This window comes from Peptoniphilaceae bacterium AMB_02, from assembly GCA_036321625.1.
GTDB lineage: Bacteria > Bacillota > Clostridia > Tissierellales > Peptoniphilaceae > Microaceticoccus > Microaceticoccus formicicus.
Genome location: CP143259.1, coordinates 1,125,963 through 1,147,715 on the forward strand (window position 1 = coordinate 1,125,963; position 21,753 = coordinate 1,147,715).

At 32.6% G+C, this 21,753-nt stretch carries 17 protein-coding genes; 10 read left to right on the forward strand and 7 right to left on the reverse strand.

Annotated elements, in window-relative coordinates; all coding sequences use genetic code 11:
* Positions 1-2: 2 nt before the first annotated feature.
* The 7 genes from VZL98_05500 to recA all read left to right on the forward strand — a co-directional run bounded on the left by VZL98_05500 (position 3) and on the right by recA (position 7,923).
* Positions 3-911, forward strand: coding sequence for a bifunctional riboflavin kinase/FAD synthetase (locus VZL98_05500; GenBank protein WVH64385.1), 909 nt, complete (start codon positions 3-5; stop codon positions 909-911).
* A gap of 112 nt (positions 912-1,023) precedes the next feature.
* Positions 1,024-1,290 (forward strand): 30S ribosomal protein S15, encoded by a 267-nt coding sequence (gene rpsO, locus VZL98_05505; protein WVH64386.1) that lies wholly within the window; start codon positions 1,024-1,026, stop codon positions 1,288-1,290.
* A 49-nt stretch (positions 1,291-1,339) separates the two neighbouring features.
* Positions 1,340-3,436 (forward strand): polyribonucleotide nucleotidyltransferase, encoded by a 2,097-nt coding sequence (locus VZL98_05510; protein ID WVH64387.1) that lies wholly within the window; start codon positions 1,340-1,342, stop codon positions 3,434-3,436.
* 49 nt (positions 3,437-3,485) lie between these two features.
* The gene (dut, locus tag VZL98_05515; protein WVH64388.1) at positions 3,486-3,917 is read left to right on the forward strand and encodes a dUTP diphosphatase; all 432 of its coding nucleotides are present in this window, start codon (positions 3,486-3,488) and stop codon (positions 3,915-3,917) included.
* A 146-nt stretch (positions 3,918-4,063) separates the two neighbouring features.
* Complete coding sequence (locus tag VZL98_05520; protein ID WVH64389.1) at positions 4,064-6,283, forward strand: DNA translocase FtsK 4TM domain-containing protein; 2,220 nt, start codon at positions 4,064-4,066, stop codon at positions 6,281-6,283.
* Positions 6,267-6,797 carry a CDP-diacylglycerol--glycerol-3-phosphate 3-phosphatidyltransferase gene (gene pgsA, locus VZL98_05525; GenBank protein WVH64390.1) on the forward strand — a complete coding sequence of 177 codons (531 nt, stop codon included), beginning with the start codon at positions 6,267-6,269 and terminating at the stop codon, positions 6,795-6,797. Before VZL98_05520 ends, pgsA begins: the two co-directional genes overlap by 17 nt.
* 100 nt (positions 6,798-6,897) lie before the next feature.
* Positions 6,898-7,923, forward strand: coding sequence for a recombinase RecA (gene recA / locus VZL98_05530; GenBank protein WVH64391.1), 1,026 nt, complete (start codon positions 6,898-6,900; stop codon positions 7,921-7,923).
* 195 nt (positions 7,924-8,118) lie between these two features.
* On the opposite strand, the gene VZL98_05535 is transcribed toward recA, so the two are convergent.
* Positions 8,119-9,435, reverse strand: coding sequence for an ISL3 family transposase (locus VZL98_05535; protein WVH64392.1), 1,317 nt, complete (start codon positions 9,433-9,435; stop codon positions 8,119-8,121).
* Between the two features lie 386 nt (positions 9,436-9,821).
* Here VZL98_05535 and rny point away from each other — a divergent pair, with 386 nt between their 5' ends.
* Both rny and VZL98_05545 read left to right on the forward strand, forming a co-directional pair.
* Positions 9,822-11,366, forward strand: a complete 1,545-nt coding sequence (gene rny, locus VZL98_05540) for a ribonuclease Y (protein ID WVH64542.1) — start codon at positions 9,822-9,824, stop codon at positions 11,364-11,366.
* Positions 11,367-11,527: 161 nt separating this feature from the next.
* On the forward strand, positions 11,528-12,487 hold the full coding sequence (locus VZL98_05545; GenBank protein WVH64393.1) for a tyrosine recombinase XerC: 960 nt from the start codon (positions 11,528-11,530) through the stop codon (positions 12,485-12,487).
* Between the two features lie 30 nt (positions 12,488-12,517).
* Here the strand turns inward: VZL98_05545 and VZL98_05550 are convergent, their stop codons facing one another.
* Positions 12,518-12,817 carry a LysM peptidoglycan-binding domain-containing protein gene (locus VZL98_05550; protein WVH64394.1) on the reverse strand — a complete coding sequence of 100 codons (300 nt, stop codon included), beginning with the start codon at positions 12,815-12,817 and terminating at the stop codon, positions 12,518-12,520.
* 180 nt (positions 12,818-12,997) lie between these two features.
* On the opposite strand from VZL98_05550, the gene lexA reads away from it, so the two are divergent.
* Entirely contained in the window at positions 12,998-13,618 is a 621-nt protein-coding gene (gene lexA / locus VZL98_05555; protein ID WVH64395.1) for a transcriptional repressor LexA, read from the forward strand.
* Positions 13,619-13,661: 43 nt separating this feature from the next.
* On the opposite strand, the gene VZL98_05560 is transcribed toward lexA, so the two are convergent.
* The 5 genes from VZL98_05560 to miaB are packed head-to-tail and all read right to left on the reverse strand — an operon-like array spanning position 13,662 to position 21,663.
* Positions 13,662-14,912 (reverse strand): methionine gamma-lyase family protein, encoded by a 1,251-nt coding sequence (locus VZL98_05560; protein WVH64396.1) that lies wholly within the window; start codon positions 14,910-14,912, stop codon positions 13,662-13,664.
* Positions 14,913-15,851 (reverse strand): tRNA (adenosine(37)-N6)-dimethylallyltransferase MiaA, encoded by a 939-nt coding sequence (gene miaA, locus VZL98_05565; protein WVH64397.1) that lies wholly within the window; start codon positions 15,849-15,851, stop codon positions 14,913-14,915.
* The gene (gene mutL / locus VZL98_05570) at positions 15,848-17,734 is read right to left on the reverse strand and encodes a DNA mismatch repair endonuclease MutL (GenBank protein ID WVH64398.1); all 1,887 of its coding nucleotides are present in this window, start codon (positions 17,732-17,734) and stop codon (positions 15,848-15,850) included. Before mutL ends, miaA begins: the two co-directional genes overlap by 4 nt.
* Entirely contained in the window at positions 17,727-20,348 is a 2,622-nt protein-coding gene (mutS, locus tag VZL98_05575) for a DNA mismatch repair protein MutS (protein ID WVH64399.1), read from the reverse strand. The genes mutL and mutS overlap by 8 nt, the downstream gene beginning before the upstream one ends.
* Entirely contained in the window at positions 20,341-21,663 is a 1,323-nt protein-coding gene (gene miaB / locus VZL98_05580) for a tRNA (N6-isopentenyl adenosine(37)-C2)-methylthiotransferase MiaB (protein WVH64400.1), read from the reverse strand. Before miaB ends, mutS begins: the two co-directional genes overlap by 8 nt.
* Positions 21,664-21,753: the final 90 nt, after the last annotated feature.

The window sequence follows — 21,753 nt, forward strand, 5'->3', positions numbered from 1 at the left end:
TTATGAAAATAATTAATCTAAATAATAATATGCCCTATAATAATCCTACTATTATTGGATTGGGGAATTTTGATGGTATTCACAAGGGACACTTGGAATTAATGCATGAAGTTATTAACAAATCCAAAAGTTCAGATCTGGAATCATCGGTTATTTTATTTAACACCCATACTGAAGTTGTGATCAATAATAAAATAAATCAAAGTCAATTGACATCCCTTGATGATAAGATAGAAATACTGAAAGAAATTGGCATGGATAATGTTTTTATAATAGATTTTTCTGCTGAATTAAGAAATATGACGGCAGAAGGTTTTGTTTGTAAAATACTGGTTGATTTATGCAATGCGAAAGCCATCGTTGTCGGAAAAGACTATACTTTTGGTTATAATGCTTCAGGAAATGTTGAAAAACTTATAGAATTGTCAAAAGATAGATATGAAATTAAAATTATTGATGATTACAAGATAGACGGTTTTAGGGTTAGCAGTTCCAGTATAAGGAGCTTAATTGAAGATGGTAATATCGAATATGCCAATAAATTAATTGGAAGAAATTACAGACTTAAAGGTAAGGTAGTTAAGGGTGACGGAAGAGGTAAGAATCTTGGTTTTCCTACTGCAAATATAAATTTAAACTTCAATTACTTGGTTCCCAAAGACGGTGTTTATTTGAGTAATATCATCGTAAAGGATAAATCTTATAGAAGTTTAACCAGTATAGGCTATAATCCTACTTTCAACGGCTCTACTTTGCGAGTAGAAGTTTATATAGATGAGTTTGATGAAGACATATATGGTGAGGATATAATCCTATATTTTGTAAAGTATTTGAGACCAATGATAAATTTTAGCTCTATCGAAGAATTAATCGATCAAATGAATCTGGATTTAAATCAATTAAGAGGATAAAAAAGTTTACATTAGTGTTTATTAATGATATAATATACAAGATTAATACGATGGCGTTGTTACTGGATTAATCACCGTGACAATAGCTGTACGTGAATATTAGGAGGATTAAATGATTACAAAAGAACAAAAAGAAGCAATAATTAAAGAGTATCAAACCAAAGAAGGAGATACCGGATCACCTGAAGTACAAATAGCAATTCTTAGCCATAGAATCAACTATTTAACTGAACACTTAAAGAAACACAAAGACGACCATCATTCAAGAAGAGGAATGTTTAAGCTAATAGGTCAAAGAAGAGGACTACTTAAATATCTACAAAATAGAGATATTGAAAGATATCGTACTCTTATACAAAAGTTAAATATCAGAAGATAATAAGAGCGGCGGTATTGACCGCTCTTAATTTTATTGTAAGGAGGTAATAATGATTAGAGAATACACATATAATCTCCAAGGAAAAGATTTAGTTGTAACCATTGGTAAAGTTGCAGAACAAGCTAATGGAGCATGCCTGGTCAAAATGGAAGATTCTGTTATTATGGTGACTGCAACAGCGTCTGACAAACCAAGAGAGGGTATTGACTTTTTCCCTTTGAGTTGTGATTTTGAGGAAAAACTATACTCTGTTGGTAAAATACCCGGCGGATTTATTAAAAGAGAAGGACGTCCAAGCGAACATGCAATTTTAACATCCAGACTTATTGATAGACCTCTAAGACCACTTTTCCCTGAAGGATACAGAAATGATGTTCAGGTAATAGCTACTGCATTATCAATTGATTTAGAGAATTCACCGGAAATGCTATCTATGATAGGATCATCTATTGCACTTAGTATTTCAGATATACCTTTTATGGGACCTACTGCAGCTGTTACCGTTGGTTTAATAGATGATAAATTCGTAATAAATCCTACAACAGAGCAGAAACAATCATCTAAATTACATTTAACAGTAGCAGGAACTAAAGATGCGATCATGATGGTTGAAGCGGGTTGTAATATCTTAACGGAAGATCAAGTTCTAGAAGCCATTTTATTTGCGCATGAAGAAATTAAGAAGATTTGTGACTTTATACTTACAATTCAAAATGACATTGGACTTGAGAAAAAAGAAGTCATTATAGAAGAGATTAACCATGATTTAAAAGATAAAGTCGTATCATTTTCATATGATAAAATGAGTTCCGCTTTAAGAAATGCTGATAAAACACAAAGAGAAGAGCAAGTTAATATGGTTATAGAAGAAACACTTGCTAATTTTATTGAAGAATATCCTGAAAATGAAAAGGAAATTAAGGGATTTCTTGAAGATGTCATGAAAGATGAAGTACGTAGAATGATTCTTGAGGATCATGTACGTCCTGACCATAGAAAACCGGATGAGATTAGAAAGATATCCAGTGATGTCGGATTTTTACCTAGAGCTCATGGTTGTGGACTATTCACAAGAGGACAAACTCAAGTTCTTTCAATTACAACACTTGGAGCTCCAAGTGATGTTCAAGTGCTTGATGGATTATCTGAAGATGACAAGAGATATATGCATCAATATAACTTCCCACCATATAGCGTTGGAGAAACAAGACCTCTAAGAAGTCCTGGACGTAGAGAAATTGGTCATGGAGCTCTTGCAGAGAGAGCATTATTACCGGTAATACCTGATGAAGCAGACTTCCCTTATACAATAAGAGTCGTTTCTGAAGTATTAAGCTCAAATGGTTCCAGTTCTCAAGCCAGTGTTTGTGGATCTACATTGTCACTACTGGATGCCGGTGTTCCTATTAAAGGTAATGTCGCAGGTATTGCAATGGGTCTAATAAAAGCTGAAGATTCAGACAATGTTGTTATTTTATCTGACATACAAGGTCTTGAAGACCATCTAGGAGATATGGACTTTAAAGTAGCAGGTACTAAAGAAGGAATTACTGCAATACAAATGGATATTAAGATTGCAGGTATTGATAAGACAATCCTTAAAGAAGCATTAAGCAAAGCCAGGGAAGGAAGACTTTATATTCTAGGTAAAATGGAAGAAGTAATCGATACGCCTAGAGAAAGCATATCCGATTATGCACCAAGGATATTTAATATTAAAATAAATCCTGATAAAATACGAGAAATTATTGGACCTGGCGGAAAGACTATAAATAAAATCATCGATGAGACCGGTGTAAAAATTGATACTTTTGACGATGGCCAAGTTGTAATTACTTCTGACAATAATATTAACGGATCCAGAGCAATAGAGATGATAAACGAGATTATCAAAGAGATTGAAGCCGGAGAAACTTATCTTGGGAAAGTTACCAAAATTATGAATTTCGGTGCTTTTGTTGAAGTGTTACCGGGAAAAGAAGGTCTGGTTCATATTTCTCAATTAGCTCATGAGAGAGTTAATAAAGTTGAAGATGTATTAAAGGTTGGGGACGAAATAATGGTTAAGGTTACTGAAATAGATAAACAAGGAAGAGTTAACCTATCAAGAAAAGCCTTATTACCGAAGCCGGAAATTAAAAAATAATCAAAAAAACATAGACTTCGGTTTATGTTTTTTTATTAAGGAGAATAAATTGAAAATAGAAATAATTAATAAATCAAAATTTGGTTTACCTAAGTATGAAACATCAGGATCAGCAGGTATGGATCTCATAGCTAATATTGATGAGCCTATCGTTCTAAAGCCTTTAGAAAGACAAGTTGTACCGACGGGATTATATATATCATTACCGGAAGGATATGAGGCTCAAATTAGAGCCAGGAGCGGTCTTTCTTATAAACATGGCATCACTACTGCTAATGGTATAGGTACTATTGATTCAGACTATAGAGGCGAAATAGGTGTTATTTTAGTTAATCTATCTAATGAAGAATACACAATTAACTCAGGTGACAGAATTGCTCAGATGATAATTGCAAAATATGAGAAAGCAGAATTTATAGAAGTTGAAGAATTATCGGAAACTACAAGAAATGATGGCGGATTTGGTCATACCGGTTACTAACTCCACTTTGCTTATGTTATAATAAGAAGTAAGCATAATTTAGTTCTTAAATGATAATGTGAGTATTAGTTTTTATGCTTTAACTAATTATTATTTCATATACTAAATGTATTTTATTTATAGAAACAAATTGGAGGGGGTGCTATATGGCAGTTAAAAAAAAGAATGAAAAATTCAAACTACCGGATGTAAAATCCGTTAATCCAAAAACTATAATTATTGCAGCAATAGCCTTGACGGCATTTTGCTATTTATCTGTACTTACCGGTAGTTTGGGAGTAGTAGGTAAGTTTATTAAGCTTAAACTATTCCAGGCAATAGGTTTAGGTTCGTATTTTTTACCTCTCATTATTTTGATAAATTTAGTATTGGTTTTAGCCGGTTTGGTTAAGAAAGTTAAGATAAAGAATATCATTTTTGTTTACCTATTATCAGCCGTGGTATTATTGATAATAGACATGAATACATCCTCAGGCTTAACTCTTTCTTCAAGAATAAAAGAAAACTTGCTATTAGCAGAACTTAACAGAGGATCAGGAGTCATAGGAAGTGCTATAGGTTATGTGGTTCTGAAATATATAGGTAAACTTGGTGCATATTTAATTTCGGCAGTAGTTTTATTTTTTTCATTACTATCTTTTATTAATCTAAGTATAAAAGACTTCTTTATTGAAACAGGGATACTGACTAAGAAATTAATAAATTATCTTAAAGAGATGATAGATAAAAGAGCTGTTAAAGATCATAATGAGCAGGATGATTATTATATTGAAGAGTATGTAGAAGATGAAGAACCTGTATTTAAAAATGTTCCCGAAAGACAAGAGCTTCTAATCAATAATCATGATTTAAAAGAGAATAATGTCAATAAAAAACAGATGTCTGTTGAAGATTTTAATATAAAAATTGATAAAAAAGCAATAAATTATAAATTCCCTCCATTAGAACTATTAAAATCTAAACAAGTTTCTAATGACGATTCTTATATTGATGAAATAAGAAAGAATGCTCAGTCTATCGAAAAAACTATGAAGAGTTTTAAGATAGACGCAAAAGTAGTTCAAGTTAATAGAGGTCCTAGCGTGACATGCTATGAACTTCAACCTGAAGGTGGTGTCAAGGTATCGAGCATAGTAAATCTGGCTGATAACTTAGCTTTAAGCTTAGCAACATCGGGTATTAGAATAGAAGCACCAATACCCGGAAAATCTGTAGTCGGTATAGAAGTTCCTAATGAAAGTAAAGACGATGTCTATCTTAAAGAAATCATAGGTTCTAAAGAATTTAGAGAGAGTAAATCTGCTATGCCTTTAGCTCTTGGAAAGGATATTTCCGGTAACCCTATAATATCTGCAATAGATAAAATGCCGCATCTTTTGATTGCAGGCGCGACAGGATCCGGTAAGTCTGTATGTATTAATACCTTGATAACAAGTATACTCTATAAATCGTCACCTGAAGACGTTAAACTAATACTTATAGATCCCAAGATGGTCGAGTTAAACGTATATAATGGAGTTCCGCATTTGGTGATTCCGGTTGTAACAGATCCTAAAAAAGCAAGTGCTGCACTGAATTGGGCCGTTAAAGAAATGGATAGACGATACACAGTATTTTCTGAAAATTCAGTTCGAGATATTTCTTCTTATAAAAACAAATTCAAAGATAGTGAAGAAGAAAAGGAAAATATGCCTTATATAGTTATTATAATCGATGAGCTTTCAGATCTGATGATGGTAGCAGCACAAGAAGTAGAAGATCATATATGTAGACTCGCTCAAATGGCCAGGGCATGTGGTATACATTTAGTAGTTGCAACTCAAAGACCTTCAGTTGATGTAATAACAGGAACTATCAAGGCTAATATACCTTCCAGAATTTCTTTTGCGGTATCGTCTCAAATAGACTCCAGAACCATTTTAGACATGGCGGGTGCTGAAAAATTACTGGGAAAAGGTGATATGCTTTTCTATCCTTATAATTTCAGAAAACCACTGAGAGTTCAAGGAGCATTTATTAGTGAAAAAGAAGTAGAGAATTTAGTGAATTATATCAAGAGTCATGCTGATGTTCAGTATGATAAGGAAGTAATAACTGATATTGAGCAGCAACAAAAAGAAGTAAAAAGATTGGAAGAACAAGACGAACTATTGGCTCAGGCAATTGATATAGTACTGGACGAAGGTCAAGCCTCAGTCTCCTTAATTCAAAGGAAATTAAGAGTGGGATATGCAAGAGCCGGTCGAATAATTGATGAAATGGAATCTCTTGGCGTCGTTGGTCCTTTCGAAGGCAGCAAGCCTAGAAAATTACTCGTATCATATAATGTATTAACAGAAGGTGAGAATAATGAATATAGCGAATAAATTGACAGTTTTTAGGATAATATTGGTACCCGTACTGGTAATATCATTAATGGTATTCGGGATGGATAAATACATTTCACTAATCATTTTTGTAGTTGCAGCGCTAACAGATACACTGGATGGTCATTTCGCTAGAAGTAGAAATCTAATAACGACATTTGGAAAATTCCTAGATCCACTTGCCGATAAATTACTTGCGCTCAGTGCTTTTATTATGTTTGTCGGCATGGGAATTCTACCGGCATGGGGTGTACTCATAATTGTTGCTAGAGAAATTATAATTACAGGATTTAGAGTACTCGCAGCTTCAAATAATATAACCATTGCCGCAAGTCCTTTTGGAAAAATAAAAACTGTAACACAGTTCTTATGTATTTGCTTGATACTTGGAAATTTCCACTTTGGAATTAAATTGGATTTAATTGTGTTTTACATTGCGGTCATATTTACAATACTTTCAGGAATTGACTATATCATTAAAAATATTAAAGTATTGGATTTAGATAATATCTAATATGAACATAAATCTTGAGCGAGATTTATACATTTGACAATTATATATATATCGTATACAATAAATCCGAACATAAGTTCTGAGGAGGTTATAACTTTTTATGGATAATAATGATAAAAAACGAGCTTTAGATCTAGCCTTTGCAAAAATAGAGAAACAATATGGTAAAGGTGCCGTAATGAAACTTGGAGAAACTCCTAAAATTTCAATTGATTCCATACCAACCGGTGCTATAAACTTAGATATTGCACTTGGGATAGGTGGTGTGCCTAGGGGAAGAATAATCGAGATTTATGGACCTGAGTCTTCAGGTAAAACTACCGTAGCTCTTCATGTAGTTGCCGAAGCACAAAAGCTTGGAGGAATTGCTGCATTTATCGATGCTGAACATGCCTTAGATGCTGTATACGCTGAAAAACTTGGCGTAGATATTGATGAATTGGTTGTTTCACAACCTGATACAGGAGAACAAGCACTGGAAATTACTGAATCTTTGGTTAGAAGTAATGCAGTAGACCTTGTAGTTGTTGACTCGGTAGCAGCACTAGTGCCAAGAGCTGAAATTGAAGGTGGTATGGGAGATGCACATGTTGGTCTACAAGCTAGGCTTATGTCACAAGCTTTAAGAAAACTGGCAGGTGTTATTTCAAAGTCCAATACAACGGTAATCTTTATAAACCAATTAAGAGAAAAAGTAGGTATAATGTTTGGAAATCCTGAGACAACTACCGGAGGAAGAGCTCTTAAGTTTTATTCTAGTGTAAGACTGGACATTAGAAGAATTGACTCTATTAAAGATTCTGACAGTATTATTGGAAATAGAACTAGAGTAAAAGTTGTTAAGAATAAGGTTGCGCCTCCTTTTAAGCAGGTAGAATTCGATATAATGTATGGACAAGGAATCTCAAAATCCGGTGTCCTTTTGGATACTGCAGTTGATATGGACATTATAAGTAAAGCTGGATCTTGGTATAGTTATGGTGATGATAGGCTAGGGCAGGGGAGAGAGAATGTTAAGAAAACCCTGGAAGAAAATACTGAGTTATATCAAACAATTGACAAGCTGGTAAGAGCAAAAAGCGGCATAGGTTCTGAAGATATAGATACGGAAACAGTAGAAGAGTAAACTGTAAAATAAGAATTTTCTTGCATTGCATCTTTGTGAATATAATGCCATTTCACTTAAAACAGTTAAAATAATTATTGTGTTGAATAATAAATATAGGTTCTTTGTCAAATAGTGTTGGTATATAAATTAATCACAAACTATGGTTCTTTGTCAAATAGTGTTGGTATATAAATTAATCACAAACTATTAATGTCAGGCAGCGTTAGCTGCCTGACGTTTTTTTACACTTACAGTGTCTTTTGGTACTATCATTTTCTTGCAAATTAATATTCGATTCCTAAAATGATAGTACGACCTGTATCCGAAAGCAACTCTTTTTAAACACTTAATAAAATTATTAATACCTTCTAAACATCCATTTGTAACATTCACTTCTAAGCAATTTTTTACGTACTCAAAGTCCTTTAAAAGCGTGTTAATACTAGTTTTCATAGCATCTGATACCTCATCTGAATAATATTCTAAATGTGCCTTTAAGGAGGCAATATCTCCGTTTTCTACATCCTTTAAAAGAATCTGATAACAATCATAAGTATTTAGAAGTGTTTTGTTGACACTAATACTATCCATAACTACATCTCTAGCACTTTTCCATCTTTCAAAATGTATCCACTTTCTAAAACGTGTAGAATTAAGCTTTAAATAAGGCTTTTGTATCAGCTTCCAATACCTTTTTAACCTTTTGTATTCCATAGAATACTTAGAAAAACCATTCATAACTTCTATTCTTGTTTTGTTCAATGCTCTAGATAAGTGGTTAACTATATGGAACTTATCAAATACTATCTTAGCATTAGGGAAAAGATCAGAAATTAGACTAATGTATGGCTGATACATGTCTATACATATACTTTTAACTGATTCTCTAGCACATTCACTAAACCTAGAAAAATAGCGTTTAAGATAGTGTAATTGCCTGTTTTCAACAATATCGATAATATCATGAGTAATAGCATCACAGAAAATAAAGCTCATAGATCCTTTAGCGGTTTTTGTGGATTTAAACTCATCAAAACATAAATGTTCTGGTAAAAACTGATAATTAGGCTTAAACTGTTCAAAAGCTTGATCTACACATTTAGACACCGTAGAATGAGAAACATAATGTAAACTAGCAATATCTTTTTCACTTACTTTCATGGTCAAATTAGTTGTAATATGAGCTTTTACTCTATTAGAAATAAAACAATTCTTTTTAACAATATCAGTTTCAGCTATAAAAGTAGAATTACACTCCTTACATAAAAATCTCTGCTTTTTAAGTCTCAAGAAAGTAGGTTCGCCATTAAAAGGAAGAAGTTTAATATCAGAAGACTTAGTGCCGTGTTTAATAATGCTTGGGCTATGCACGTTACCACAAACGGGACAAACAGAAGCATTATAGGTAAGCCGGCCAAAAATCAAATTGTAAGAGATATTCTTCTTTTTAATCTTCTCGACATTTTCAAAAATCTCAATATTTTCATCTTTTAAATCTAATAAATTTAAGATATAATTACTAATAGACATAGTGGCCTCCTTATTTTTTTGTTGTAGTGATTAAATTATAAAGGAAATTGGTCACTATGTCTTTATTTTTTAAAAAGAAAATAGTGCCAGCAAAGAAACTAATATTTCTTCACCAACACTATAAATTATAGAGCCTAAATATAAAAAAGGCTCATTATTGAGTCTTTTTTTATTTAATAAATTACTATAGAATAGGATTTTACCTTATAATAAAACAAAATTAATTATATAAACCAATTTCTTAAATTCAAAACTATCTCAGATAAATGGGTAAACATCAAGATGGTATCTTGACATAAGATAATAAAAGGGATAAAATTAAGTAATGAACAACTATGTTCAGTTATTTATCGTAATTTGAAAATTTAATAAGGAGGTGTATTATCATAGGTGATTATTTAACAACAATTCTTGCTGCGCTTGTCACATTTGTAATAGGTTGTGTGATTGGTGTTTTTTATAGAAAAAATATTGCAGAAAAGAAAATTGGAACTGCAGAAGAGCTTGCAAATCAAATATTGGATGAAGCCAACAGAACTGCAGAAAATTCAAAGAAAGAAGCAATTTTAGAAGCTAAAGACGAAATTCACAAACTCCGAATAGAACAAGAGAAAGAATCTAAAGAAAGACGTTCTGAAATTCAGAGATTAGAAAAAAGAGTAATTCAAAAAGAAGAATCCATAGATAAAAAATCTGAAGCATTAGATAAAAAAGATGAAAAATTAGAAAAAGGATTGAAAAAGTTAGCGGATAAGGAGAAAGAGTATGAAGCATTGTTCCAAAAACAAGCTGAAGAACTCGAAAGAATCGCTGAACTTTCTAAGGATGAAGCTAAAGAAATTATTTTAAATGATGTTCGTAAAGATACTATACACGAATCGGCTATGATTATTAAGGAAGTTGAAGCTAAGACTAAAGAGGAATCTGAGAAAAAAGCCAGGGAGATTATCTCTACTGCAATTCAAAGATATGCAGCTGACCATGTTGCAGAATCTACAGTTACAGTAATATCTCTGCCTAATGAAGAGATGAAAGGTAGAATCATCGGTAGAGAAGGTCGTAATATTAGAGCATTTGAGACCTTAACAGGTATAGACCTTATCATAGATGATACTCCGGAAGCGGTTGTATTATCCGGTTTTGATCCGATTCGTAGAGAAGTTGCCAGATTGGCATTGGAAAAACTGATTGTAGACGGAAGAATCCATCCATCTAGAATTGAAGAGATGATCAAAAAAGCAGAATCTGAAGTTGAAGCTACTATTAAAGAAGCCGGTGAAGATGCTTGTGATGAAACAGGTATATTCGGTATACATCCTGAGTTAGTAAAACTATTGGGTAGACTTAAATACAGAACCAGTTATGGACAAAATGTGCTTAAGCATACCATAGAAGTATCCATATTATCGGGCATGATTGCAGCTGATTTAGGGGCAGATGTAAAAGTTGCTAAACGAGGCGGCTTACTTCATGACTTAGGAAAAGCTATAGACCACGAGATGGAAGGACCTCATGTTGAACTTGGTGTTATGATGGCCAAGAAATATAAGGAATCTAAAGAAGTTATACATTGTATAGAAGCTCATCATGGCGATGTAGAAACTGAAACCATTGAGGCATTAATAGTTCAAGCAGCTGATGCAATTTCGGCAGCGAGACCTGGAGCTAGACGTGAGTCTCTAGAAAACTATATAAGAAGACTTCAAAATCTTGAAGAAATTGCCAACTCTTTTGAAGGCATAGAAAAATCTTTTGCAATCCAAGCAGGTAGAGAACTTAGAATAATGGTTAAACCGGAAGATGTCAGCGAAGATCAAATGGTTTTAACTGCAAGAGATATAGCAAAAAGAATTGAAGAAGAATTAGAATATCCTGGCAATATTAAAGTAAATGTCATAAGAGAAACAAGAGCAATTGATTATGCAAAATAAAAACTAAAGACGGTTTATCCGTCTTTTTTTATTTTGGCAAAAATAAGTAGAAATGATTTGACAGGAGAGAGAAATCTATGATATTATAGCAATATAAAACATTGCACAAAATAATAATTTTGTGCAATAATGATTAAAATAAAATGAGGAGGTAAAAAACCATGGTCCACCCAATTATATTATCGGATTTTCTGGATTATATGAAAACAATAAAAGGTTCTTCAGATTTAACTATAAAAGAATACGGCTATGACATTTCCATCTTCCTCAAATACATGAAAACTAGATTTAACGGTCTGAGTTATGGTGATTTAGAAAATTTAGAAGAAATCGAAATTTCCGACGTCGATAAGACCTTCATAGAGCGCATTTCGATAACTGACCTATATTCTTACCTATCATACCTCGATAAACGCCGTGACAACGCTCCTAGGACGCGTGCACGCAAAGTATCGGCTTTAAAGTCGTTTTATGAGTTTCTATATGTGAAAACAGACCAAATTTCGGTAAATCCTACAGAAAAACTCGAATTACCAAAACAAAGCATAAGAAATCCGGTATATTTAACTTTAGATGAATCCAGAAGACTACTAGATCAAGTTAGGAAACAAAAAAATGATTTTATCATGAGACGAGATTATTGTATGATAGTTATATTTCTTAATTGTGGGATAAGACTATCTGAACTCGTAGGTATAAATATAGATAGTGTTAAAAATGATATCCTAACAGTAATCGGTAAAGGCAACAAAGAACGTACTGTTTATTTAAATAGAGCCTGTATTGTAGCTGTTAATCAGTATATCGCTGTAAGACCAAAGGTTAAAGACGAACCTGCATTATTTTTAAGTAAAAGGGAAAAAAGAATTAGTACGAGAGCTGTTCAGTACAGGATAGAAAAATACATTACGGAAATTGGTCTGGATCCTAGATTATACTCAGTGCACAAACTCAGACATACTGCTGCAACACTTCTCTATAAATACGGCGAAGTTGATATACGGACATTACAACAAATATTAGGACATGAGTCTGTAGCAACAACGCAGATTTATACTCACTTAGATGATGAGACATTAAAGAATGCAGTTAAAAAGAATCCGCTTAATAATTTGTTATAAAAAAAGACAATGGTATAAACCACTGTCTTTTTATTCTATTACCGGGAGTATTAAACTTTGACCGGGAATTAGATTTGCATCACTTAGATTGTTAATCTTTCTGATTTGATAAATATATTCGCGAATATCTATATTGAAATTTTCAGATTTTGCGATGTCCCAAAGAGTATCTCCGGACTTAACTATAATTGTATTATAATCTATTTTTTTGTTGGCTTTTGCACTATTTTGCAAGAAAAACATAAATATAAGTGCTAAAATAATTGTTAAAACCAGTAAAAAAGTATAAAATCTAAATCTATTCTTTATCCTATATGTTTTTTTAGTCATGCCCTACCTCCTATTTTAAGAACATCTGTTCGTTAAGTATAGTATACACGAATGTTTGTTCGGTGTCAAGAAAAATAGAACATTTGTTTGAATATTTGTTTGGATTATGATAAGATAACTGTAACGACATGAATATTAGATTAATTTAGTGATAAATATAAACTAAAAGGAGGTTTTTTTGTGTATTCAGATCTAAAAGATATACAAATCGATATATTTAAATTTATTAAGTATAAGATTGCTGAAACCGGATTTCCACCTTCCGTAAGGGAAATTGCAACCGGTCTTGGTATAAGAAGTACATCTACCGTTCATAATCACATCAATATACTCGCAAGCAAAGGATATATAAGAAAGGCTGATTCAAAAAATAGAGCAATAGAAATTTTGAGATTTGAAGGTGATTATGAGTTTTTACCTAAAAAAACAATGGATGTACCAATTGTAGGTAGAGTAACTGCCGGAGAACCGATTTTGGCCATAGAGCATATAGAGGACACCTTCCCTATTCCGTTAGAATACACCGAAGGTTCTGATGTATTTATATTAAATGTATCCGGTGAATCGATGATTGAAGCAGGCATATTAGATGGAGATCAGATAGTCGTCAGACAACAAAACTATGCAAAAAACGGAGATATCGTGGTCGCACTACTAGATGATTCGGCAACTGTAAAAAGGTATTTTAAAAAAGATGATCATATAGTTTTAAAACCTGAAAATTCAAGCATGGAACCAATAATCGTACAAGATGTAACTATACTCGGAAAGGTAATTGCTCTTTATAGATTTAATATTTAATAAAAATCTCTTCTTCTATCAATTGATAAAAGAAGAGATTTTTTTATAAGAAACCTTTTGATTCAAAATCTTCCAATACATGAACGAGTGCAAATTTACACTGGTCATAAGAAAGTCCACCTTGATAAAATGCAATATATGGTTCTCTTAGTGGTCCATCGGCGCTAATTTCAATAGAAGAGCCGTCTATAAAGCCTCCTGCCGCCATTATGACCTCATCTTCATACCCAGGCATACTCCAAGGATATGGTGTTACATGAGAGTCTACAGCAGCAGCTTTTTGAACTGCCTGACAGAAAGTAATTACTTTTTCAGGATCGTTAAAGATTATTCCTTGTACTATATCGGACCTTTCTTGATTTATTTCAGGGACGATAGCATAACCCAGTTTTTTAAATACATATCCGAAAAGTGAAGCTGCCTTTACTGCATTATTAACAACAATAGGAGCTAAAAAAAGACCTTGTAAGGTTGTTCTGGTTGTACCGAATGTCAAACCACAGTCTTTCCCTAAACCGGGTGCAGTAAGCTTATTTGCACATCTTTCGATTAGTTCGCTTTTTCCAACCAAGTATCCTCCTGATAGCGCAATGCCACCTCCGGGATTTTTGATTAGACTTCCTACAGTGATATCTGCACCAACATCAGAGGGCTCATCATAAGAAGTAAACTCACCATAACAATTGTCTACCATTACTATTGTATTTGGACTATATATCTTAACTTTTTCAATTGCTTCTTTGATATTAGAGATAGTTAAGGCAGCTCTGTCAGTGTATCCCATAGATCTCTGGATTAGAACAAGTTTGACATTGTCTAAGAGCTTAGTATTTATGGATTCTATATCGAGCATTCCGTTTTTTAACGGTATATCACTATATATTACGCCTTTTTCCATAAGATTACCGGGCTCAGAACCGGTTATTCCTATAACTTTTTGTAAGGTATCATACGGTTTATCTGACAAAGAAAGCATTTTATCTCCGGATAGAAGAAGTGCATCCAGTACAAGAGAAAGTGCATGAGTACCTGATGCAATAGATGGCCTTACAAGAGCGTCTTCAGTATTAAAAATCTTGGCATAAATACTTTCAACTTTTTCCCTTCCCGCATCTCCATAACCATAACCGGTATTCCAGTGAAAATCGGCATGTGAAAGTTTAACGGATTGCATTGCTTCTAGTATTTTTGCTTGATTGTATTCGCGTACATTATTCATTTTTTTAAACTGGTCTAGCAGCTCTGATTCGGCCGTGTTAATATATGACCAGTAGTTTGATTTAAATGGGTTCATTTAATCTCCTTTAATCATTTTTAAACATTTATTGATTATTGCATCAAGATTATCATTTCTTTCTATATCAAGAATGATTTTTGAAGGCTCTCTTCTAAACCAGGTCAATTGTCTTTTAGCATATCTTCTGGAATTTCTTTTTAAGAGATCTACAGCCTCATCATAATTTAGTTCATTTTCAATATAGGATACTATTTCCTTATATCCTATCCCTTGCATTGAAGTTAGGTCTTTACTATAACCCTTATCCAATAAGTCCTTAACTTCGTCAACAAGTCCATTACTAAGCATTATATCTATTCTTTTATTAATTCTTTCGTAAAGTTCTTCTCGATCTCTATTTAATACAATGTATTTAAACGAAAGATTATCATGGTACTCTCTGTTATAATCATTATATGAAGAAAAAGGTTTAGAGGTTTGGTCGAAAACTTCCAGTGCTCTTATAATACGTACTTCTTGGTTTGGATGGATTCTATCCGCACTGATAGGATCCACTTTTGAAAGGATATTATGAAGATAACCGGGACCATGCTTTAGGGACAAATTATTATAATAATCTCTTAAATGCTGATTTGGCTTCGCTATATTAAAATTGAGTTTGTAAATCAAAGACTCTATATATAAACCCGTTCCACCGACTATAATTGGGATATTTTTATTTAGGTTTATCGATTCAACAATACTACTTGCATCTTTTTTATAATCGTCAACTGTATAATCTTCATTTGGATAAACTATGTCAAGCAGATGGTGTTTTATACCTTGAGATTCTTCTTCTGTAACTTTTCCCGTTCCAATATCCATGTATTTATAAATCTGCATGGAATCAGCAGATATTATTTCCGTATCTAATATCTTTGCAAGCTCTATACTTAATGTAGTTTTTCCTATTCCAGTAGGTCCGGTTATTATAATTAACTTATTGGTATCTTTCATTTTATTCTGGAAAACTCCTTCTCCAACAAGTTTTGAGAATATACGATATAAGTTGGCCTTCCATGAGGACAACTAAGAGGATTATCGCATTTACTCAAGAGTTCTATCAGCATCTCAACTTCTTCTTTAGATATCCTATCACCTGATTTTATAGCTGTTTTACATGATTTTTTTATGATGATTTCTAAAATATACTGTGAATTTGCAGTTTTCTCAGATCTCAAAGCATCAATAATATCCGTAAACAATCTCTTATAATCGACGTCTACACCTAGAATAGGAACCTCTCTTATAAGAATTGTACCGGTTCCCATAGCATCGATAAAAAAACCCGTCTTTTCAAATTCACTTGCAAATTCCGAGAATAAATCATAGTCGGATGAAGTAATATTTAGCATTATCGGTGTGAGTAGAGGTTGTCTGTCTACTGAGTTTTGATTTATTTCACACAATAATTTTTCGTACATAACTCTCTCATGTGCTGCATGTTGATCCATAATAATCAGTGACTTGGTATTATAATTTTCAAATAAGAGATAGGTATCAAAAATAGTGCCTTTGTAGTTCAGATTATTTAAATCTTCATTAAAAGGGATATCCGTTGTTTCGCTGTCTATATTACTAATAATATCTATTTGTTCTATTGTTACTTCAATTGGGTACTCTTCGGTAACTGTTTCCTGACTTGCTTCTAAATCAAGGACAACTTCTTCTACTTGAATTTCATCTAAATCTTCATCCTGTGGTAGCTCGTTATCGTAATTATTTTCTTCTATATAGAATTTATCCTCTTTATTATATTTATCTAAAAGGTCCTTGTATTTGTCAACTTTACTATAATCACTAAATAGTTCAGTTTTCTGAGCAGTGTTTTTTTGAAAGCCAGTAACTTGTTTAAGCTGTTTAGGAATCAGTGCCTCTTTAACCGATAGTTCTAATTGAGATAATAGTTCATCGATTTGTCTAAACTTGATGATTTGTTTATTAGGATGCACATTGACGTCAATATTATTGGGATTTGTTTCAATAAACAATTGAAAAGCAGGAAATTTACCATTAGGTATTAGGTGACGATATTGTTTTTCAATAGTTCTACTGATTTCGTTTTCTTCAATATATCTACCATTAACGTAGATGTATTGAAGGGCTCTATTCCCTCTGTAGTATCTATTATCAGTAACAAATCCGGTATAAGTATAATTATCTGTTCTCCCGTTGATTTCAACAAAACTTTCTGTAAAATTACCACCAAGTACATCTGAAATCGAAGCAAGATGATTGCCGGAAGGTATGGTATGAAAGATGATTTTCGAATCTCTAATATACTTGATAGAGATATTTCTATTACCCAGTGCGAGTTTAGACATAAGATCATTTATGCTGTTTGCTTCGGCTACCGCAGATTTTAAAAACTTTCTCCTGACAGGGATACTTTCAAACAAGTTTAAAACGCTAATAATCGTACCTCTGTTCATAGCTATTTTATTTTTGGATACGATATTAGAGTTCTTAAATACGACTTTAGTTCCAAGTTGTTCTTCCTCGGTTCTGGTTTTTATTTCAACATCTGCAGCAGCTACAACAGAGGCCAGTGCTTCACCTCTAAAGCCCATGGAAGTAGTATTATATAAGTCATTAAAAGAATTGATTTTAGAAGTTGCATGTCTTTTAAAAGCAAGCTCTATTTGATCTTCCGGTATACCATAACCATCATCCGAGACTATAATACTATCTATGCCACCATTTTTAATCTCTACCAAAATGTTTCTAGCTCCTGCATCAATAGAGTTTTCAACCAATTCCTTCACTATTGAAGAAGGTCTTTCAATGACTTCTCCGGCTGCAATTTTTTGAACTGTTTCATTATCTAATAATTTAATCATTTAAATCATCTCCAATAAGTTTGGATTCGTCTATAATTTGAGATAGTTTATTTAGAGCGTCAATCGGCGATATATGATCTATATCTATAGCAGATATAGATTTTATAAATGCATCTTTCTGGTAGCTTGAAAAATCAACCTGTACGCTGTCCAGTTTGTTTTTATTGATTTCAAAAGAACTTGTCTTTTCAATTGATTTTAATACAGTTTTAGCTCTATTGGTGATTGTCTCCGGAAATCCAGCCAGTCTAGCTACTTCAATGCCGAAACTACGACTAGAACTTCCCTTTATTATTTTATGAAGGAAGATTATACCGTCTATTCCTTCTTCGACTTGTACACTTAAGTTTTTTACTTGCGACAATTTTTCGTCCAATTGGGTTAATTCTTGGTAATGAGTTGCAAATAGTGTTTTTGATTTAATTTTAGAAGCTAGATGCTCAACGATTGCCCATGCTATACTCAAACCATCGAATGTACTTGTTCCTCTACCTACTTCATCAAGTAAAATCAAACTTTTCTTTGTTGCATTTTGAAGAATATACGACATCTCCTTCATCTCAACCATAAATGTACTGTCACCAAAGAGGATATTGTCTGAAGCGCCGATTCTAGTAAATATCTTATCAACAATACACAGATCCGCACTTTCCGCTGGTACAAAAGAACCTATCTGAGCCATTATAACAATAAGCGCAATTTGTCTAAGGTATGTTGATTTTCCGGACATATTTGGACCGGTTATTATTTGAATGAGATTGTCTTCAGCACCAATTTCCACATCATTAGGTATGAAGTTTAAATCTCCAATTATTGTCTCGATTATCGGGTGTCTACCCTTTAAAATATTGATTGTATTGCTATTATTAAAGCTAGGTTTAACATAATTGTTTGTTTTAGCTATGATAGCCAGTGATAAAAGTGCATCTATAATCGCGATTTGGTGACAGACATTTTGTATCCTCAATAAAGAAAGTAGTATTTTCTCTCTAATATCGTTAAATATCTTCTCCTCAAGGATTATAGTATCTTCTTCACTTGTAAAAATCATACTTTCTATGACTTTGAGTTCATTGGTAGTATATCTTTCAGAGTTTGTAAGAGTCTGTACTTTGTGGTAATTCTCAGGAACGAGATTGGAATTTGATTTTGTAACATCAATAAAGTAACCGGTTTTCTTATTGAATACTATCTTAAGACTTCTAATTCCGGTATCTTCTTTTTGTTCCATCTCATATTGAACTAATCTTTCTTTACCCTTGATACTGGTATATCTCATTTCATCCAGTTCTTTAGAATAACCTTCTTTTATCATCCCACCTTCTTTAATACTTGTAGGTGGATCGTCAATTATAGACTCGGATATTAGTGTAAATATGTCAGTTAATTCATCGATAGTATCTCCATGTGATTTTAAAATCTTCATAGTTGATTCCATCAACAATTTTCTCAGTATAGGCAAATGTTCTATAGATAACTTTAATGCAATTAAATCTTTTGCATTAGCTCTAGAGAACGATAGTTTACCTATTAATCTTTCTATATCGTAAATGTTTTTTAAAACAAGATCTAATCTATTGGCAAGGTTTTGATCTTCTAAGAAAGCATCTATTACATCTTGTCTTTTTAAAATCTTGGAGATATCCAATAGTGGATTTTCAACCCAAGATTTAAGCATTCTCAATCCCATTGGAGTTGAGGTTTTGTCCAATACTTTAATCAGACTGTAATCACCGTCAGTACGATTTTGAGAGATCTCTAAATTAAATCTGCTTCTGGCATCTATAGCCAAGTAGTCTTGAGGTTTTATAAATATTGGATCATTTATATGCGCCAATTCGTTTTTTTGATATTTGTATACATAATCAAGCAGAATAGTCATGCTTATAGTTGCAAATGGCTTGTTTTTAAATTTAGACTCGACGACGCTTTTTTTGAAATATTTGACTAATTTATTATGATAGTCCTCAGGCGACTTTAAGTCCAGCTTATAATATGTCAGAAAAATTCCTTGTAGTGAGGACAATAACTTAACTATATTATTATTTAATTTTGAATCTTCATTGATTATAATTTCTGTTGGATTAACCTTTGTGATTTCATTTTCCAGATAATTCACAATATCATTTTTATCGGTATAAAGCTCGGTGAACTTTACTTCTCCGGTTGAAATATCTATATAGGATATACCTAAGCCGAGCTCATCTAATAATATGCACATCAAAAAATTGTTTTCTTTTGAAAACATTTCACTGTCTATTATAGTTCCTGGCGAAATTACTCTAACAACATCTCTATCTACAATGCCTTTTGCTAGACTGGGATCTTCGATCTGTTCACATAATGCAACTTTTAGACCATTGGATACCAGTCTATTTATATAAACATCTGCTACATGATGAGGAATTCCACACATAGGAGCTTTTTCCTCTAGACCGCAATCTCTTTTAGTAAGAACAATATCCAGTACTTTGGACGCTGTAAGAGCATCATCAAAGAACATTTCATAAAAATCACCAAGTCTAAATAGTAGTATGGAATCTTGAAATCTTTCTTTTATATCAAAATATTGTTGCATCATCGGTGTTAACTTAGATCTGTCAATATTATTCAATTAGCTCTCCCTCCAAGGCAAAAGAGTTATAATCAGTAATTTTGACATTGACAATTTCTCCAATATAGGATTCCTGACCTTTAAAATGAACTATACGATTGGTGTCAGTACGTCCGGTTAATGTAGATGTATCATTTTTACTCGTGCCTTCTACGAGCACTTTTTGAACTGTATTTAGATACTCAGAGTTCTTCTCGTAGCAAATGTCATTAACTCTATCCAAAAGTTTTTGGAATCTCTCTGAGGTAATATCCTTATCTACTTGGTTATTCATTTTTGCTGCTGTGGTTCCTATTCTTCTGGAATATTTAAACATAAATGCTTGATCGAAACGAACTTTTTCAATCATATTCATAGTATCATTGAAATCTTCATCTGTTTCTCCAGGAAAACCGATTATCAAATCTGTAGTAATTGCTATATCAGGAATAGCTTCCCTAAGTTTAACTATTTTTTCTAGATACTGTTCAGCAGTATATTTTCGATTCATTTCTTTTAGGATTCTAGTCGATCCCGATTGAAGAGGCAGATGAATATGCTTACATATCTTCTCTGTATTTTTCATGATTTCTATTAATTCATCACTTAAATCTTTAGGATGACTGGTCATAAATCTTATTCTTTCAATACTGTCAATTTTACTTATATTGGTTAATAGTGAGGGAAAGTTTGTACATGGATGTAAATTCTTACCATACGAATTAACATTTTGTCCAAGTAGGGTAATTTCCTTGTATCCTTCTTCTCCTAGTTGTGTTATTTCTTTTAGGATGCTCGATTCACTTCTACTGCTTTCCCTTCCCCTGGTATAAGGAACTATACAATAGCTGCAGAAATTATCACATCCATAGATTATATTTATATAAGCAGAATGCTTGTCTTTTCTTATAGCTTTTTGAAGTTCATCTATATCATCTACATCTTCAACATCGATAACTCTTTCGTTATATGTTAAATACTGATTTAATAAATACGGCAGCGATGAAAGATTTTTTGTTCCGAATACTATATCAACATGTTTGAATTTGTCTCTAATAACTTCCCTGGCTTCATCAATCTGCATCATACATCCACACACAGCAATAATTAGATTCGGATTTTTTTCTTTTAGAGCTTTCATAGCTCCCACATGACCATAGACTTTTAATTCTGCATTTTCTCGAATAATGCATGTATTGTATATGATTAAATCAGCATCATCGTATTTGTCTGTCTCTATATAGTTTAAATTATGAAGCATATATGACATTCTTTCAGAGTCATGCTCATTCATTTGACAACCATATGTTTTAATTATATATTTTTTAGTTTCCATCATATACCTTTCAATACAGTAGTTTAGTAGATTATAAAATAATGTAAATAAAGACAAATTAGTTAACTAACTTGTCTTTATCACAGATTT

What these genes read in the sequence shown, in the direction of transcription:
- VZL98_05510 (WVH64387.1), top strand. Translation starts at nt 1,340, where the DNA reads ATGATTAGAGAATACACATATAATCTCCAAGGAAAAGATTTAGTTGTA.
- VZL98_05500 (WVH64385.1), top strand. Translation starts at nt 3, where the DNA reads ATGAAAATAATTAATCTAAATAATAATATGCCCTATAATAATCCTACT.
- VZL98_05520 (WVH64389.1), top strand. Translation starts at nt 4,064, where the DNA reads ATGGCAGTTAAAAAAAAGAATGAAAAATTCAAACTACCGGATGTAAAA.
- VZL98_05560 (WVH64396.1), bottom strand. Translation starts at nt 14,912, where the DNA reads ATGAACCCATTTAAATCAAACTACTGGTCATATATTAACACGGCCGAA.
- pgsA (WVH64390.1), top strand. Translation starts at nt 6,267, where the DNA reads ATGAATATAGCGAATAAATTGACAGTTTTTAGGATAATATTGGTACCC.
- recA (WVH64391.1), top strand. Translation starts at nt 6,898, where the DNA reads ATGGATAATAATGATAAAAAACGAGCTTTAGATCTAGCCTTTGCAAAA.
- VZL98_05550 (WVH64394.1), bottom strand. Translation starts at nt 12,817, where the DNA reads ATGACTAAAAAAACATATAGGATAAAGAATAGATTTAGATTTTATACT.
- mutL (WVH64398.1), bottom strand. Translation starts at nt 17,734, where the DNA reads ATGATTAAATTATTAGATAATGAAACAGTTCAAAAAATTGCAGCCGGA.
- VZL98_05545 (WVH64393.1), top strand. Translation starts at nt 11,528, where the DNA reads ATGGTCCACCCAATTATATTATCGGATTTTCTGGATTATATGAAAACA.
- rpsO (WVH64386.1), top strand. Translation starts at nt 1,024, where the DNA reads ATGATTACAAAAGAACAAAAAGAAGCAATAATTAAAGAGTATCAAACC.
- miaA (WVH64397.1), bottom strand. Translation starts at nt 15,851, where the DNA reads ATGAAAGATACCAATAAGTTAATTATAATAACCGGACCTACTGGAATA.
- VZL98_05535 (WVH64392.1), bottom strand. Translation starts at nt 9,435, where the DNA reads ATGTCTATTAGTAATTATATCTTAAATTTATTAGATTTAAAAGATGAA.
- miaB (WVH64400.1), bottom strand. Translation starts at nt 21,663, where the DNA reads ATGGAAACTAAAAAATATATAATTAAAACATATGGTTGTCAAATGAAT.